Consider the following 16775-nt stretch of genomic DNA (forward strand, 5'->3'; position numbering starts at 1 on the left):
ACCTTGTCCCTCTCGCAACCCGTCCGTGGAGCTGCTTTGGTGGTAACTGAAATCGCTTCCCGCGACCGTCTGCAACCGTCCCTGCTGGACCGGTTGACCGATGACGACCCGACCAACCCCAAGGAAAGCGCCGACAAGCGTGTGCTGTCCCTGACCCAATTGAAAGCCTCGGTGCTGCGTGACCTGGCGTGGCTGCTCAACACCACGTCGTTGCTCGATGCCGATGCCACGCTGCACACCCCAGCCGGTACCTCGGTGGTCAATTACGGCCTGCCGGCGCTGGCGGGCAACAGTGTTTCCAGCGTCGATATCAAGGCACTGGAAGCCCTGATCTACCAAGCCATCGCCACCTTCGAGCCGCGCATCCTGCGTCACACCTTGCGGGTCAAAGCCCGAGTCGGCCATGGCGAAATGAACCACAACGCCCTGAGCTTCGAGATCGAAGGCGACCTGTGGGCACAGCCAGTGCCTTTGCGCCTGTTGCTGCAAACCGACCTCGACCTGGAGTCGGGCCATGTACGCGTGGTCAACGCCGACCAGCGGAGGCGCCCATGAACCCGCGCCTGCTGGAGCTGTACAACCAGGAACTGCACCACGTGCGCGAAAGCGCCGCCGAGTTCGCCAAGGAATACCCGAAGATTGCCAGTCGGCTGACCCTGTCCGGTATGGACTGCGCCGACCCCTACGTCGAACGCTTGCTCGAAGGCTTTGCCTACCTGACGGCCCGGGTGCAGCTCAAGCTCGACGCCGAGTACCCGACCTTCACCCACAACCTGCTGGAAATCGCCTACCCGCATTACCTGGCGCCGACGCCGTCGATGACCGTGGTGCAGCTGCAGACCGACCCGGATGAAGGCTCCCTGGCCAGCGGTTTCCCGCTGCCCCGCGACACCGTATTACGTGCTGCCCTGGGCCGCGAAACCCAGACCTGCTGCGAGTACCGCACCGCCCACCCGGTGACGTTGTGGCCGCTGCAGGTCAGCGCCGCCGAATACTTCGGCAACCCCGCCGCCGTGCTCGGGCGCCTGGCCGCCAGCGAGCCAAAAGCCAAGGCGGGCTTGCGCTTGACCTTGCGCACCGGCGCCGAACTGCCATTCAACAGCCTCGAGCTGGAAAACCTGCCGCTGTACCTCAGTGGCGCCGATGAGCAGCCGTTCCGCCTCTACGAACAACTGTTAGGCAACGCCTGCGCAGTGTTTGCACGCAAACCCGGTGGCGATTGGGTCGAGCGCCTGCCCCAGGGCGCGTTGCGCTCGCGGGGTTTCGACGATGCCGACGCAGCCATGCCGGTGGTGGCGCGGGCATTCCAGGGCTATCGCTTGTTGCAGGAATACTTCGCCCTGCCCCATCGCTTCCTGTTCGTCGAGTTCGCCGAACTGAGCCGTGCAGTCAAGCGTTGCGACGGCCAGGAACTGGAGCTGATCGTGCTGTTTGACCGTCATGAGCCGAGCCTGGAGGGCAGTGTCGGTGCGGCACAGTTCCTGCCGTTCTGCACCCCGGCGATCAACCTGTTTCCCAAGCGCGTAGACCGCATCCACTTGTCCGACCGGGTCAACGAACACCATGTGATCGCCGACCGCACGCGGCCGATGGATTTCGAGATTCACTCATTGAGCGGCATCACCGGCCATGGCACTGGGCCGGAACAGCCGTTCTTGCCGTTCTACGCGGTGCGTGACCCGTCGCGCTATGGCCGTGACCTGGCTTACTACACCGTGCGCCGCGAGCCACGGGTGTTATCCAGCGACCAGCGCCGCAACGGCCCGCGCTCCACCTATGTGGGCAGCGAAACCTTCGTCAGCCTGGTGGACAGCCGCCAGGCGCCCTACGGCCATGACCTGCGCCAGTTGGGTGTCACCGCGTTGTGCACCAACCGCGACTTGCCGCTGTTCATGAGCGTGGGTAACGGCAAGACCGACTTCACCCTGGCCGACAGCGCCCCGGTGCTGTCTGTGCGCTGCGTCGCCGGGCCAAGCCGGCCGCGCGCCAGCCATGCCCATGACGCCAAGGCCTGGCGCCTGATCAGCCAGTTGTCGCTCAACTACCTGTCCCTGAGCGAACAGGGCCAGGGTGCCGGGGCCTTGCGTGAACTGCTGCGCCTGTACGGCGACAACAACGATGCGGCCCTGCAATTGCAGATCGAGGGCCTGCGCGAAGTCAGCAGCAAGGCCGTGACCCGGCGCCTGCCGATGCCTGGCCCGATTGTGTTTGGCCGTGGCTTGGAAATCACCTTGGAGTTCGATGAAAACGCGTTTCGCGGCACCGGCGTATTCCTGCTCGGTGCGGTGCTGGAGCGCTTCCTGGCACGTTATGTGTCGATCAACAGTTTTACCGAGACGGTGATCCGTACCACCGAACGCGGCGAGATCATGCGATGGAAAGCCAAGCCCGGACGGCGTCCGACCCTGTGAGTACCCTGGATGCGATGCACCAGGAGCCCTGGGAATATGACTTCTTCCAGGCGCTGCGGCGTATCGAGTGCGAATCGCCGGACCTGCCGCGCCTGGGCCATTCCCTGCGCCTGGCGGATGACCCGTTGCGCCTGGGGCAACAAGCCGATTGCACCTTCGCCCCGGCCACGCTGGCGTCAGTCGACCCCGGTGGCGACGGCAAGCCGGCGCGGCTCGAGCAATTCTTCTTCGGCCTGGGCGGCCCCAACGGCCCGCTGCCGTTGCACATCACCGAATACGTACGCGAACGCCAGCGCAACAATGCCGACAGCACCAGCAAGCAGTTCCTGGATGTGTTCCACCACCGCTTGCTGAGCCTGTTCTACCGGGCCTGGGCCGAGGCGCGGCCGACGGTCAGCCACGACCGCCCGGATGATGACTACTGGTCTGCACGCCTCGCCGCCTTGAGTGGCCGTGGCATGCCAAGCCTGCAGAATCAGGGGCTTATCCCGGATACCGCCAAGCTGCACTACAGCGGCCACCTGTCGGCACAGACCCGCTACCCGGACGGCTTGAAAGCCATTCTCAGCGAATACTTCGGCCTGCCGGTGGAGATCGAAGAGTACGTCGGCCAATGGCTGGAGCTGCCCGAACGTAGCCGCGTGGGCGTGAGCGCCAATAGGCTGGGCGTGGACTTTTGCCTGGGCCGCTTTGTGTGGGACCGCCAGCACAAATTCCGTATTCGCCTCGGCCCGCTGAAACTCAATGACTACATGGGCATGCTGCCCGGCAGCCAGCCGTTCAACGAACTGGTGGCGTGGGTGGCCGAGTACCTGGGCCATGAATTGGACTGGGACTTGAACCTGGTTTTGCAACAACCCGAAATACCGGCGCTGCAACTCAACGGCCAGTTCCGCCTGGGCTTCAACACCTGGCTCGGCCGCCCTGCGCATGACGCCAACGACCTAATCCTGGCCCGGCATTACGCCGATCACGCCACCACCTCAAGGAATCCAGAGCATGGGTGAAATCAGTCGCGCCGCACTGTTCGGCAAACTCAACAGCGTGGCCTACAAGGCCATCGAAGCCGCCACCGTGTTCTGCAAGTTGCGCGGTAATCCGTATGTGGAACTGGCCCATTGGTTTCACCAGTTGCTGCAACTGCAGGACTCGGACCTGCACCGCATCATCCGCCAGTTCAACGTCGAACCGGCGCGCCTGGCCCGAGACCTGACCGAAGCCCTGGACCGCCTGCCACGCGGCTCGACCTCGATCACCGACCTGTCCTCCCATGTGGAAGAAGCCGTGGAGCGCGGCTGGGTGTATGGAAGCCTGATGTTCGGTGAAAGCCAGGTGCGCACCGGCTATCTGGTGCTGGGTATTCTCAAGACGCCGAGCCTGCGCCATGCGCTGCTGGGGTTGTCGGCCGAGTTCGACAAGATCAAGGTCGAAGCCTTGAGCGAGCGCTTTGACGAATACGTCGGTGACTCGCCGGAAAACGCACTGACTGCCAGCGACGGTTTCAATGCCGGCGCCGTGCCGGGCGAAGCCAGTGGCGCGATGGCGCCAAGTGCGATGGGCAAGCAGGAAGCCCTCAAGCGCTTCACTGTCGACCTGACCGAACAGGCCCGCAGCGGCAAGCTCGACCCTATCGTCGGCCGTGACGAAGAGATCCGCCAACTGGTGGATATCCTCATGCGTCGGCGCCAGAACAACCCGATCCTCACCGGTGAAGCCGGGGTGGGCAAGACTGCCGTGGTCGAGGGTTTCGCCCTGCGCATTGTCGCCGGTGATGTGCCACCGGCCCTGAAGGATGTAGAACTGCGCTGCCTCGACGTGGGCCTGCTGCAAGCCGGCGCCAGCATGAAAGGCGAGTTCGAACAGCGTCTGCGCCAGGTCATCGAAGACGTGCAGGCGTCGCCCAAGCCGATCATCCTGTTTATCGACGAAGCCCATACCCTGGTGGGTGCCGGTGGTGCTGCCGGTACAGGTGACGCCGCCAACCTGCTCAAGCCCGCCCTCGCCCGTGGCACCTTGCGTACCGTGGCCGCCACCACCTGGGCCGAGTACAAGAAGCACATCGAGAAAGACCCGGCCCTGACCCGCCGCTTCCAGGTGGTGCAGGTTGCCGAGCCGTCGGAAGACAAGGCGCTGCTGATGATGCGCGGCGTGGCCTCGACCATGGAAAAACACCACCAGGTGCAGATCCTCGATGAAGCCCTGGAAGCCTCGGTGAAGCTGTCGCACCGCTACATCCCGGCGCGCCAGTTGCCGGACAAATCCGTGAGCCTGCTGGATACCGCCTGCGCCCGCGTCGCCATCAGCCTGCACGCGGTGCCCGCCGAAGTGGACGACAGCCGCCGCCGTATCGAAGCGCTGGAGACCGAGCTGCAGATCATCGCCCGCGAACACGCCATCGGCATTGCCATTGGTGCGCGCCAGAGCAACAGCGAAGCCCTGTTAAGCGCCGAACGTGAACGCCTGGCGACCCTGGAAAGCCGTTGGGCCGACGAGAAAGCCCTGGTGGATGAGCTGCTCGCCACCCGAGCGACTTTGCGCGAAAAAGCCGGCATGGTGGACAGCGGCAACGATGAATTGCGTGCGCAACTGGTCGACCTGCAACAGCGCCTCACCACCCTGCAAGGTGAAACCCCACTGATCCTGCCGACCGTGGATTACCAGGCGGTGGCCTCGGTGGTCGCCGACTGGACCGGCATCCCGGTGGGCCGCATGGCCCGCAACGAACTGGAGACCGTGCTTAACCTCGACCAGCACCTGAAAAAACGCATCATCGGCCAGGACCACGCCCTGCAAATGATCGCCAAGCGCATCCAGACTTCCCGCGCCGGCCTCGACAACCCGAGCAAGCCGATTGGCGTGTTCATGCTCGCCGGCACCTCGGGCGTGGGCAAGACCGAAACCGCCCTTGCCCTGGCTGAAGCCATGTACGGCGGCGAGCAGAACGTGATCACCATCAACATGAGCGAATTCCAGGAAGCCCACACCGTGTCCACCCTCAAGGGCGCGCCACCGGGCTATATCGGCTACGGCGAAGGCGGCGTGCTCACCGAAGCGGTACGGCGCAAACCCTACAGCGTGGTGCTGTTGGACGAGGTGGAAAAAGCCCACCCGGACGTGCACGAGATATTCTTCCAGGTGTTCGACAAGGGCGTGATGGAAGACGGCGAAGGCCGGGTGATCGACTTCAAGAACACCCTGATCCTGCTGACCACCAACGCCGGGACAGAGCTGATCTCCCAGGTGTGCAAAGACCCGGCGAACATCCCCGAGCCGGAAGAGATCGCCAAGGCCCTGCGCCAGCCGCTGTTGGAGATTTTCCCGCCGGCCCTGCTCGGGCGCCTGGTGACCATTCCGTACTATCCGCTGAGCGACGAGATGCTCAAGGCGATCACCCGCCTGCAACTGAACCGCATCAAGAAGCGCGTGGAGAGCACCCACAAAGTCGCCTTCGACTACGACGACGCAGTGGTCGACCTGATTGTCTCGCGCTGCACCGAAACCGAAAGCGGTGGGCGCATGATCGACACCATCCTCACCAACAGCCTGCTGCCGGACATGAGCCGCGAATTCCTCACGCGCATGCTCGAAGGCAAGGCGCTGGCGGGGGTGCGGATCAGCAGCCGGGATAATGAATTGCACTACGACTTCAGCGATTGACCTGACGGAATGCGATAAAAATTGTGGGAGGGGGCTTGCCCCCGATTGCGGTGGATCAGTCACCCAATGCATCAACTGACACACTGCTATCGGGGGCAAGCCCCCTCCCACACTTGGACTCGGTTTCTTCAGTTATTACGACACTTACGGGTTAACCGATGCTATTCAACCAAGCCTCACGCCTGGCCAAGATCACCAGCCCCCTCGGGCCGGATGTGCTGTTGCTCAATGAAATGGGCGGCGGTGAAGAGCTGGGCAGGCTGTTCAACTATGAGCTGCAACTGACGTCCCTGGACGCCAACATCGACCTCAACCAGTTGCTCGGTAAGCCCATGAGCGTGGGCTTGCAACTGGCAGACGGCGGCGAGCGGCATTTCCACGGCATCGTTGCCCGTTGCAGCCAGAACATCGACCAGGGCCAGTTCGCCAGTTACCAGGTGACCCTACGCCCATGGCTGTGGTTGCTCAGCCGCACCTCCGACTGCCGGATTTTCCAGAACCTGAGCATCCCGCAGATCATCAAGCAGGTATTCCGCGACCTGGGCTTTTCCGACTTCGAAGATGCCCTGAGCCGACCGTATCGCGAGTGGGAATACTGCGTGCAGTACCGCGAGACCAGTTTCGATTTCGTCAGCCGTCTGATGGAACAGGAAGGCATCTACTACTTCTTCCGCCATGAACAGGACCGCCATGTGCTGGTGCTGGCCGACGCTTACGGCGCCCACACCACCGTACCAGGCTACGCGTCGATCCCTTACTACCCCAAGGACGAGCAGCAGCGCGAACGCGACCATATGCACAACTGGCACCTGGCGCAGGAGGTGCAGCCCGGGTCGCTGGAGCTTAACGACTACGACTTTCAGCGCCCCAGCGCCAGCATCGACGTGCGCTCGGCCATGCCACGCCCGCACACCGCAGGCGACTACCCGCTGTACGACTACCCGGGCACCTATGTGCAAAGCGCAGACGGCGAACACTACGCCCGCACCCGCATCGAAGCGCTGCAAACGCTGCATGAACAGATCGAGTTCGCCGGCAATGCGCGGGGCCTGGGCTCCGGCCATCTGTTCAGCCTCACCGGCTTCAGCCGCCAGGACCAGAACCGCGAATACCTGATCGTCGGCTGCCGCTACTACATCGTCCAGGAAAGCCTGGAAAGCGGCGGTGGCTCGGGCTCGGCGCAGTTCGAAAGCAGCCTGACCTGCATCGACGCCCAACAGAGTTTCCGCCCGCTGGCCAACACCCACCGCCCCATCGTCAAAGGCCCGCAGACCGCCCTGGTGGTCGGCCCCAAGGGCGAAGAAATCTGGACCGACCAATACGGCCGCGTAAAGGTGCACTTCTACTGGGACCGTCACGACCAGTCCAACGAGAACAGCTCCTGCTGGATTCGCGTATCGCAATCCTGGGCCGGCAAGAACTGGGGTTCGATGCAGATTCCACGGATCGGCCAGGAAGTGATCGTCAGCTTCCTCGAAGGCGACCCCGACCGTCCGATCATCACAGGCCGCGTCTACAACGCCGAGCAGACCGTGCCCTACGATCTGCCGGAAAACGCGACCCAGAGCGGCATGAAAAGCCGCTCGAGCAAAGGCGGCACACCGGCCAACTTCAATGAAATCCGTATGGAGGACAAGAAGGGGCTGGAGCAGTTGTACATCCATGCCGAACGCAACCAGGACATCGTGGTAGAGGTGGATGAAAGCCACTCGGTGGGGCATGACCGCAACAAGAGCATTGGCCACAACGAGACGGTGACCATCGGGAGTAACCGCCTGCGGGTGGTGCGCAACAACGATACCGTGATTGTGGGTGGGGCCAAGTCGGACAGCGCCGCCACCCACTACACCATCGAAGCCGGAGAGTGTCTTCGCCTGGTGTGCGGGGACAGTGTGATCGAGCTCAAGGCAGGCGGGGACATCAACCTGACCTGTGGCTCGTTCAACCTGTTTTCCACCGGCAGCAGCAAGATCCAGACGAAGGGCAAGCTGGATATCAACCTGGGCAGTGACAAGGGCACATCGCCCGGCGCCCAAGGCGTGCAAGACACGATCAAGTCCGCCGTCGAATCAAAATTCCCCGGCAAGCCCGGCGCTGGTCAATAACGAGATTTCTTCACCATGAATTACCTGATCAACGAAGCACAGTTCACCCTGCCTGATGCCGAGGTACAGGACACTTCGATCAATATCCTCAAGTTCGCCAAGCTGGGCACCACCCTGGTGGTAAGCCGCAGCCCGTTGGCGGACGGCGAAAGCCTGCAAAGCAACTTCGAGGGCCAGCTGAAAAAGCTCGAGCAGCAGGTCAAGGATCTGCGCTATTCCCCCGCCCAAGCGGTCAAGGTCGGACCGACGCAGGACATCGACGCCTTTGAAGTACAGAACCGTTTCAACAAAGGCAGCGACAACATTTACCAATATCAGCTGGCAATGCAGATACCCGGCACCCGCCAACTGATTGCGCTGAGCTACGTCAAGACCCATCCCCTGGGCCCTGCCGAGGCAGCTCATTGGGCGACACTCAAAAACACGCTCAATTTTACTGCTACGCCCTGAGTCGAGCCTGAGCGATGAGTGACGATCTTTGGGCTGCCCGCGAAGGCGACGCACTGCTGCACACCTCGGTGATGGCCGATATTCTCGGCGGTGTGCTGGAAGTGGCCGCCTATGCGGCGATCACTACTGTGGGCTGCCTGGCCGTTGCCGGAGCGGTTTTCCTCGCGACCGGTGCGACCATTGCCACAGGCGGTGTGGCATTGGTGTTGGTGGTCGGCGCTGTCGTCGGCATTACCGCAGGCCTCACGGGTGCGGACTTGAAGATATCCAGTTGGTGCGAGTCCGCCGCCAACTGGGTGTTCCCGCCGGTGATCGATGCGTTCATCACCAGCGGCTCGCACAACGTGTTCATCAATGGCAAAAAAGCTGCCCGTGCAGCCGGCAAAATGACCGCCGTGCCGGTCGCGCCCAGCGAGCCGCCAGCGCCAAGCTTTCTGGATATGGCCGGGGAGTTTTTCTCGCAGATGTGGCGCCCGACCGTCGCCTCGCCCGCCCCCGGTACCGAGCCGTGCCCGCTGGACACCGTGGCGTGCAACAAGCACCCGCCCATGCCCCTGCAGTTTATTGCCGAAGGTTCCAGCTCGGTGTTCATCAACGGGCAGCCTGCGGCACGCAGCGGTGATCGCAGTACCTGTGACGCCAAGATTGGCACCGCCCAGGGCTTGATTTCGCCGGATGTGCGCATTGGCGGCGAGACCATTGTGGTACAGGAGATTCGTAGCGGGAAAACGCCGGGGGTGGGGCTGGCGATTGCCGTGGTGATGGCGTTGCGGGGCAATCTGAAATGTTTCTGGACCAAGCTGCCGTGCATGATCGGAGGTGCGTTGGTGGGCGGCGCGATCTCTTACGGGACCGCCAAGGTCACCTCGGCACTCAAGAGCGCCATGAATGGTTCGCCCAATCCGGTGCACAGCGCAACGGGGGCCAAGGTACTGGGCGGGGAAGAGGAGCTGGATTTCATCCTGCCAGGCCTGCTCAACATCGTATGGCAGCGTTTTTACAGTAGCCTCGACACACGCCAGGGCAGCCTTTTCGGTGCGGGTTGGAGTGTCGGCTATGAGGTAGCCGTAGAGATTGATGCCGATGAAAACCTGACCTATATCGATGAGCAAGGGCGCCGCCTGGAAATTGGCTATATCCCGTTGTCTGGCGGCGCTTTCAGCCCTGGCGAGGGCTTGGCCGTCAGGCGCAGCGCAGAGGGGGCGGTACTGATCGAGAGTACGGAAGGCTTGTACCGGCTCTTCGAAACCGACCCGTTGAACAGCACGCGGATGCGCTTGCACCTTCTGGGTGATCGTAACGAAGGGCGGATCTTCCTCGACTACAACGCTCAGGGCCGATTGTGCCGGTTACGCGACACCCATGACTTGATGCACGTCGACCTGATCTACTCCGTAGAGCATCCTGGGCGCGTGAGCCATATCGAACGACGTTACCTGCGCCAGGACCATTTCGATGCGCGCAGCGACATGCTCGTCAGTTATCGCTATGACAGCAATGGCGATCTTGCCGAGGTCTTGGACGCACAAAGTACAACCCAACGACGCTTCGCTTACGACGCCAGTCGGCGCTTGATCGAACACCAATTGCCGAGTGGCCTGCGCTGTTTCTACCAATGGGCTGAAGTGGAGGGGCCAGGCGGCCCGGAATGGCGCGTGAGTCGGCACTGGACAGACGCTGGAGACGAATACACCTTCGAATACGATCTCGATGCCGGCATTACCCGCGTGACCGATGGCCTGATGCGCGTCAGCACCCGGCATTGGAACCCACAGTTCCAAATCACTCGCTACGTGAACAACCTAGGCCATATCTGGCAGTTCGAGTGGAGCGACGACCGCCAACTGCTGGCCGCAATTGACCCGCAAGGCGGCCAGTGGAGCTTCAACTACGACGAGTCAGGTAACTTGAGCGCGGTGATCGACCCGCTGGGCAGGACCAGTGCTACGCGATGGCTGGCACACTGGGCATTGCCCGAGGTAGAAACCGACACTGCGGGCCACAGTTGGCATTACCGCTACGATCAGCGTGGCAACTGCATCGAGGAAGTCGACCCTCTTGGCAACCGTACGCGCTATGTCTACGACGGTTTCGGCCAGCCGGTGCGCATCTTCGATGCGACGGAAAAAGCCAGAACATTGCATTGGAACGAATGGAGCCAACTGGTCGAAGAAGTGGACTGCTCGGGTTATCCCACTCGCTATCAGTACGACGCCTTCGGCAATTTGGTGGTGCAGACCAATGCCGAGGGTGAATCGGTGCGCTATCGGTATAGCCCGCAGGGACTGCTTTTGGAATGCAGGCTTCCGGATGGCCGCGTGGAACAACTTCAACGTAGCACCAGCGGCTATTTGACGGCCTATATCGACCCGGCCGGCAGCACCACGCGCTATGCCTATGACGTACGCGGCCTGGTCAAACAACGCTGGGATGCACACAACCGGACGATCATGTTCGATCACGACGCCTATGGGCGACTGCGCAGACTGACGAATGAAAATGGTGAAAGCTATCGCTTCGAGTGGGATGCAGCAGATCGTCTGGTGCAGCAGCAAGACCTAGACCAAAGCCGGCGCTGCTACACCTACGATCAGTTGGACGACGTTATCGCCGTAGACTACCTGCCGGGAATCGAAGGCGAGCCAGTTGCTCCACTGTCCCACCAGTTTCAGCGGGATCCTCTAGGACGCCTGATCAGCAAAGTTACTTCAGACGGTACCACCGTTTATGAACATGATCTGAACGATCATCTGGTGGGTGTCAGTTTCACCGCTCTGGACGGTCGCCAGCAGGCCCTCGCCTTTAGCTATGACGCGTTGGGTCAGTTGCTTGAAGAGCAAAGCGCGGCAGGGTCTGTGCAGCATCGTTACGACGAACTGGGAAATCTGATCCAAACCGGCTTGCCCGACGGTCGATGGTTGAACAGGCTGTACTACGGTAGCGGCCACCTGCATCAGTTGAACATCGATGGAAAAGTCATCAGCGACTTCGAGCGTGATCGCGTGCATCGCGAAGTGCAGCGTACCCAGGGCCAATTCAAGACGAGTACCGCATATGACCGAAGCGGTAGAGTTCGCTCACGCCAACGCCGCAGTATTGACCAGCCGTGGCAACTGCCCCCGTTAGTCGAGACGGACTACACCTACGATCCCAGTGACAACCTGATCGGGCGACGTCGGATAAGCCGACAATACGACCGTCAAGAGCTACTGGGCTATGACAGTACCGGGCGTATCCTAGTCAGCCATTCGATAGGACGGAGCGAAACATACGCATACGATGCAGCGGCAAACCTGCTGGATGCGCCGCAACAGAGCGGGCTGGTACGGTATAACCGGCTGCTGACTCATCAGGACAAACGTTACAAGTACGACACTCTTGGCCGGATGATTGAAAAACGTAGCGCCGCGCGTGGCTTACAGCGGTTTGCGTATGATGCAGAAAGCCGACTGGTAGAAGTGCGAAATGAAAACGGCAGTGTAGTCAGGATGACCTACGACCCGCTGGGGCGACGCATTGAAAAGAGCGAGCATGGTGCCAATGACTATCCGCTGGGACGCAGCTATTTTACATGGGACGGCCTGCAGCTCCTGCAAGAGCAACGAAACAATCAATCAAGCGTGTACGTCTACGAAGAAGGAGATTATGAGCCGCTGGCCCGAATCGACGGCTTCGGCGTACTACAAAGTATCCGTTACTACCATAACGATATCATTGGCCTCCCAGAGCAGCTTACCGAAGCCGACGGTCATATCGTCTGGCAAGCCAAATATCGCGTATGGGGCAATACCGTCGAGGAAATAAGTGAGCCTTATTATCTTGAGCAACAGAATCTGAGATTCCAGGGGCAATACCTGGATCGAGAGATTGGACTGCATTACAACATATTTAGATTTTATGACCCCGATGTGGGACGCTTCACAACGACGGACCCTATCGGGCTAGCCGGGGGCTTCAACCTCTACCAGTACGCAGCAAACCCGATAGGTTGGCTTGATCCTTGGGGGCTCTCCGCCTGCGCCCCGACACACCATATCGCTACGAATAAACATGCAAAATGGACACCGAAATACCGTGTTCTTTTTGAGAAAAATGGGTTGGGTAAATTTAAAAACGGAAAATCCCGCAGGGACGTACTCAATGACCCGTTAAACAAAGTGGACGTGCCCGGGCATAAAGGTCCGCACCCAGAGGGAATGCATGCAGAGATTTATAAACGACTGCAAAATGCAAGCCGAAAAGGGCCGGATCAATTCAAGGCCGAGCTCGCAGAGCTTAGGAAGGAGGCACTGGACCCTACCTCCACGCTTAATAAGATTTTGAGGAAAGTAGACTTATGAATTACTTCAAACTTAATCCAAACGTCACCAGTAAAAAGTGGGAAGGTTATGTAAATCTGGGAGGGCTCGTTTATAAAGGAGAGGAAGTAGACGATGTTGAGCTATCTAATAGTAGAATGCCTTGTGCCTTCGAACCTCTGCACTATGAGATTCTCGTAGATGGGAACACAGCCCCGGTCAACACCATCGGGGCTGACTTTTTTGTATTTGACGAAGCTCTCCAAGGATTGGATAACTTGCTGACGGAGCATGTGCAATTTGTGCCCATCAGCCACAAAACACAAAACGTGCGTTATCGTCTTCTTCACGCTTACAAACATGTCGATTGCGTCGATTGGGCGCTGTCTGAATACGAGGCTTGGCCCGAATCACACGTGGTCAAAGAGTGGCAAAACCCAAGAGGTCGTTTCTTTTTCAACCCAACATTAAGCATAGACAAAATCCCAAAAAACACAGAGGTTTTTCGCTTAGAGGGCTGGGGCGGAGCTTTCAACATCGTCATTTGCGAAGCGTATAAAAATAAATTGCTGAGCCTTGACTTCGACCATTCTTTTTTGGAATTTCACCCTATTATGCTTGTGTGACCCAGACCTATTCATTAGGCAGCTTATTTAAATGAAGACCCATAAGATAAATTAAATTAATCCGTCCCTGTCTGTCCGAACATACAGTGGACAAAAAATAAGGCTTTTTCAACGAGATGGATGAGAGGTTTATTCAATAAATAACGGCGGTCTAAGCAACTGCCAATATCGAATAACCTCCCCGCCTATTCGTCCCTTTACTTAAACGCCTGCTTTTTTCTTTGCCTTTTGTTCCTGGATAGTTTTCAGCAAGTCGACTTTTTCATCTATATAAGCTTGGCGCTTTTCAATATTGTCCATACGAGACTGCTCAGTCGGCGCTTCTGATGACTCAGGAGTTACATACGGCTTGTAGAGAATGTCGAACCGCTCGGCGAGCTCTGGCATTTGCTTTTCGATTTCATCCAGCGTCTTCTCAAGATTGCTCAAGCGCCCTTCTGTATCAGTAGGCGCATCATCGCTCGGCTGCACCCCTTTCGCGTCGCTCCCTAAAGCCAGAAAAATAAACAGGTTGGACGTTGCCTCGTTTTTTATTTCAGCGCCTTTAAGCCGAGCATCCATTTTTTGCGCCTCCGTCGCGTTAGGATCCACGGTTCCGATCGTGCCATCTGCATTCACTACTGGCGCTCCAGGCATTTCAGATTGTGCTTCAAGTTTGCTCTGGAAGTAACTGGACGCGAATTGATTTCCCACAGTGAAGGGGCTGGCGACCACGTTGTTTGCCCCGGCGGTTATAAAAGCATTGCGTATACTAGCGGCTACTGACGGGGGCGCTGCCGGTAAGCTCTGTGGCTGGTTGGCAATACTTTGCGCGGCACTCACGTTACTGCTCGGACTGTTCGGCGCAACCTTTGGCTTAGGTGCAGGTGCGCTAGTCGACTTAGCTGTGCTCGACGTGTCAGATGCACTAGATTGCTTAGACTGAGTTGTTTGCTTAGACTGAGTTGTTTGCTTAGATTGAGTTGTTTGCTTAGATTGAGTTGTTTGCTTAGATTTACTAGTTTGCTTAAATGTACTAGATTGCTTAGCCGTCTTAGGCTTAAAGGAACCGGCAGCGCGACGAAGACGACTTGTGCCTTGCAGTTGCCCGGCCTCTCCCGGCTCGATCCTACTTACAGCGGCATCATCTTCACGTCTGGCTTTAGCATTGATCTCCTCAGGCGTGGCTGCGGGGTATCTGAATACCTTCTCCTTAGCCGCTTCTGATGCGGGGCTCGAACTGCCTGCGGCTGCTCCAATATTTCCAGGAGCTGCTGAAGCACCTGCTTCCGTCTTTTTTTCCTGGGGTAACAGATTGGAATAGGGATTAATAGGCTGATCAACTTTCATACATACACCTCTAAAAATGAGTTTAGAGAGCGTTCCCTGCTGTCTCGCGCTATAGGTGACAATTGCTTAGATATGGTTCCAAATCGAATGAACAATTTACATAACCCAACCAACTTTCGACTTGATACAGCCTCTACATTGACTGCTCACAACAATGCAATAGGCAACTACTTTTATTCCGCCGGCACTCTTTTTCGCACCCAACAAAAATGGGCACCCGACTCAATCGGCATGCCCATTCTTTTACCGCCCGCCTCCCTTCGAGGCGGCCTCGCTTACTTACGGGTTGACGCTGTCTTTGAGCGACTTGCCCGGCTTGAACGCTACGGTGTTGCTCGCCTTGATTTTCACTGGCTCACCGGTTTGCGGGTTTTTGCCGGTGCGGGCGCCACGGTGGCGTTGCAGGAAAGTGCCGAAGCCCACCAGGGTGACGCTGTCCTTGCGGTGCAGGGCGCCGGTGATTTCTTCGAGAACGGCGTTGAGCACGCGGTTGGCCTGCTCTTTAGTGAGGTCTGCTTTTTCAGCGATGGCGGCTGCGAGATCTGGTTTACGCATATGAAGCCTCTTTGACGGTTTTTTGTTGTTATGTCCGTGCTGCTCTCTGGTGGAGCAGCGCCCAAGGCGCCGCAGGCTCTACTCTGCGGCAGACGGGAGTGAGGATGGCATGCCCTCGGGCGCCGCGCCAGTCTCGCAGCGGCCTTTCTCGGGGTTAGAACGTGCTGATTCCGACAGAACGACCGGTATTTACGCCAGCAACGGTGGAAGTTCTTTGTTCAGGGCCAGTTTTTCCATGACAGCACTGCCGGTCAGCGCGTAACCCAGCAGGCGCCCGCTGGCGTCGCGGCACAGGGCCTTGATATCGCCGCCCTGCCCTTCGACGCTCCATACGCCTTCGGTGCCCCGTGGGGCGGGTGATACTACCAGCGGGCAGATAGGGGTTTTCACCGTGATCGGCATCGGCCCGTAGCTCACGGCCGTGGCATTACCGGCCAGGGTTTGCGCCAGGGCGCGGGCGCAGCTCATGAGCGGCATCACGTACAGCAGGTTCAGGCCATCGACCTCGGCGCAGTCGCCCAGGGCGTAGATATTGGCATGGGAGGTCTTGAGGTGGCGGTCCACCATGATCCCGCGATTGATTTGCAGGCCGGCGGCCGCAGCCAGGTCTACGCGAGGGCGCAGGCCGATGGCGGAGACCACCAGGTCGCACTGGATCACTTCACCGTCCGACAGGTGCGCTTCAAGGCCGTCAGCGGTGCGTTGCAGGCGATTGAGCACCGGGCCCAGGTGGAAACGCGCACCAATGCCCTCCAATCCAGCCTGCACTGCTGCGGCTGCCGCCGGGTGCAGCAGGGTCGGCATGACTTGCTCGCATGGCGCGACCAGGTCGATTTCATAACCACCAACGATCAGGTCGTTGGCGAATTCGCAGCCGATCAGGCCGGCGCCGAGCAGCAGCACGCGACGTTTACCCGCAGCGGCGGCGCGAAAGCGCGCGTAGTCTTCGAGATCATTGATCGGGAAAATCAGTTCAGCCGCGTCGCCTTCGACCGGTACGCGTACGGTTTCTGCACCCCAGGCCAGGATCAGGTCGCGGTAGGCCACCGCTTCCTCGCCGATCCACAGGCGTTTGTGGCCCGGGTCGATGCCGCTGACACGTGTGTGGGTGCGCACTTGGGCCTTGAGCTGCTCGGCCATGGCGCCGGGTTCAGCCATGCTCAGGCCGTCGGCTTCCTTGTTTTTGCCAAAACCGGTGGAGAGCATGGGCTTGGAGTAAGAGCGCCCGTCATCCGCGGTGATCAGCAGCAATGGGGTCTCGCTGTCGAGCTTGCGAAATTCCCGGGCTACGTTGTAACCGGCCAATCCTGTGCCGATGATCACGACAGGTGCGTTCATTCCTTT

The 16775-nt window shown here is 59.4% G+C and carries 11 protein-coding genes; 8 read left to right on the forward strand and 3 right to left on the reverse strand.

The features are described 5' to 3' along the window. The first annotated feature begins 39 nt into the window (after positions 1–39). The 8 genes from tssE to BLU48_RS32100 all read left to right on the forward strand — a co-directional run bounded on the left by tssE (position 40) and on the right by BLU48_RS32100 (position 13547). Positions 40–555 (forward strand): type VI secretion system baseplate subunit TssE, encoded by a 516-nt coding sequence (gene tssE, locus BLU48_RS27895; protein WP_005792513.1) that lies wholly within the window; start codon positions 40–42, stop codon positions 553–555. Further along, positions 552–2411, forward strand: a complete 1860-nt coding sequence (tssF, locus tag BLU48_RS27900) for a type VI secretion system baseplate subunit TssF (RefSeq protein ID WP_057023309.1) — start codon at positions 552–554, stop codon at positions 2409–2411. Before tssE ends, tssF begins: the two co-directional genes overlap by 4 nt. After that, the gene (gene tssG, locus BLU48_RS27905) at positions 2375–3418 is read left to right on the forward strand and encodes a type VI secretion system baseplate subunit TssG (protein ID WP_057023308.1); all 1044 of its coding nucleotides are present in this window, start codon (positions 2375–2377) and stop codon (positions 3416–3418) included. The genes tssF and tssG overlap by 37 nt, the downstream gene beginning before the upstream one ends. After that, positions 3411–6068: a type VI secretion system ATPase TssH gene (tssH, locus tag BLU48_RS27910; RefSeq protein WP_057023307.1), complete on the forward strand. Its 2658-nt coding sequence runs from the start codon at positions 3411–3413 to the stop codon at positions 6066–6068. Before tssG ends, tssH begins: the two co-directional genes overlap by 8 nt. A gap of 158 nt (positions 6069–6226) precedes the next feature. Beyond that, positions 6227–8173 carry a type VI secretion system Vgr family protein gene (locus BLU48_RS27915; RefSeq protein WP_046070120.1) on the forward strand — a complete coding sequence of 649 codons (1947 nt, stop codon included), beginning with the start codon at positions 6227–6229 and terminating at the stop codon, positions 8171–8173. A gap of 15 nt (positions 8174–8188) precedes the next feature. Then, entirely contained in the window at positions 8189–8623 is a 435-nt protein-coding gene (locus BLU48_RS27920; RefSeq protein WP_057023306.1) for a DcrB-related protein, read from the forward strand. 14 nt (positions 8624–8637) lie between these two features. Further along, positions 8638–12963 (forward strand): RHS repeat-associated core domain-containing protein, encoded by a 4326-nt coding sequence (locus tag BLU48_RS27925; RefSeq protein WP_057023305.1) that lies wholly within the window; start codon positions 8638–8640, stop codon positions 12961–12963. After that, on the forward strand, positions 12960–13547 hold the full coding sequence (locus BLU48_RS32100) for a hypothetical protein (protein WP_172833434.1): 588 nt from the start codon (positions 12960–12962) through the stop codon (positions 13545–13547). The genes BLU48_RS27925 and BLU48_RS32100 overlap by 4 nt, the downstream gene beginning before the upstream one ends. 201 nt (positions 13548–13748) lie before the next feature. On the opposite strand, the gene BLU48_RS32105 is transcribed toward BLU48_RS32100, so the two are convergent. The 3 genes from BLU48_RS32105 to BLU48_RS27945 form a co-directional block, all read right to left on the reverse strand. Next, positions 13749–14876 (reverse strand): type III secretion effector protein, encoded by a 1128-nt coding sequence (locus BLU48_RS32105; RefSeq protein ID WP_164484842.1) that lies wholly within the window; start codon positions 14874–14876, stop codon positions 13749–13751. A 279-nt stretch (positions 14877–15155) separates the two neighbouring features. Beyond that, on the reverse strand, positions 15156–15431 hold the full coding sequence (locus BLU48_RS27940) for an HU family DNA-binding protein (RefSeq protein WP_003195589.1): 276 nt from the start codon (positions 15429–15431) through the stop codon (positions 15156–15158). 189 nt (positions 15432–15620) lie between these two features. Continuing rightward, a complete protein-coding gene (locus BLU48_RS27945) occupies positions 15621–16769 on the reverse strand; it encodes an NAD(P)/FAD-dependent oxidoreductase (protein ID WP_057023304.1) in 1149 nt (382 codons plus the stop codon). Between the last annotated feature and the right edge of the window lie 6 nt (positions 16770–16775).

The sequence above is a fragment of the Pseudomonas synxantha genome (assembly GCF_900105675.1).
GTDB classification, from domain to species: domain Bacteria; phylum Pseudomonadota; class Gammaproteobacteria; order Pseudomonadales; family Pseudomonadaceae; genus Aquipseudomonas; species Aquipseudomonas synxantha.

Bases quoted from the DNA above. Each gene is read 5' to 3' on its own strand.
- tssF (WP_057023309.1), top strand. From the start codon at position 552: ATGAACCCGCGCCTGCTGGAGCTGTACAACCAGGAACTGCACCACGTG.
- tssG (WP_057023308.1), top strand. From the start codon at position 2,375: ATGGAAAGCCAAGCCCGGACGGCGTCCGACCCTGTGAGTACCCTGGAT.
- tssH (WP_057023307.1), top strand. From the start codon at position 3,411: ATGGGTGAAATCAGTCGCGCCGCACTGTTCGGCAAACTCAACAGCGTG.
- BLU48_RS27915 (WP_046070120.1), top strand. From the start codon at position 6,227: ATGCTATTCAACCAAGCCTCACGCCTGGCCAAGATCACCAGCCCCCTC.
- BLU48_RS27920 (WP_057023306.1), top strand. From the start codon at position 8,189: ATGAATTACCTGATCAACGAAGCACAGTTCACCCTGCCTGATGCCGAG.
- BLU48_RS27925 (WP_057023305.1), top strand. From the start codon at position 8,638: ATGAGTGACGATCTTTGGGCTGCCCGCGAAGGCGACGCACTGCTGCAC.
- BLU48_RS32100 (WP_172833434.1), top strand. From the start codon at position 12,960: ATGAATTACTTCAAACTTAATCCAAACGTCACCAGTAAAAAGTGGGAA.
- BLU48_RS32105 (WP_164484842.1), bottom strand. From the start codon at position 14,876: ATGAAAGTTGATCAGCCTATTAATCCCTATTCCAATCTGTTACCCCAG.
- BLU48_RS27940 (WP_003195589.1), bottom strand. From the start codon at position 15,431: ATGCGTAAACCAGATCTCGCAGCCGCCATCGCTGAAAAAGCAGACCTC.
- BLU48_RS27945 (WP_057023304.1), bottom strand. From the start codon at position 16,769: ATGAACGCACCTGTCGTGATCATCGGCACAGGATTGGCCGGTTACAAC.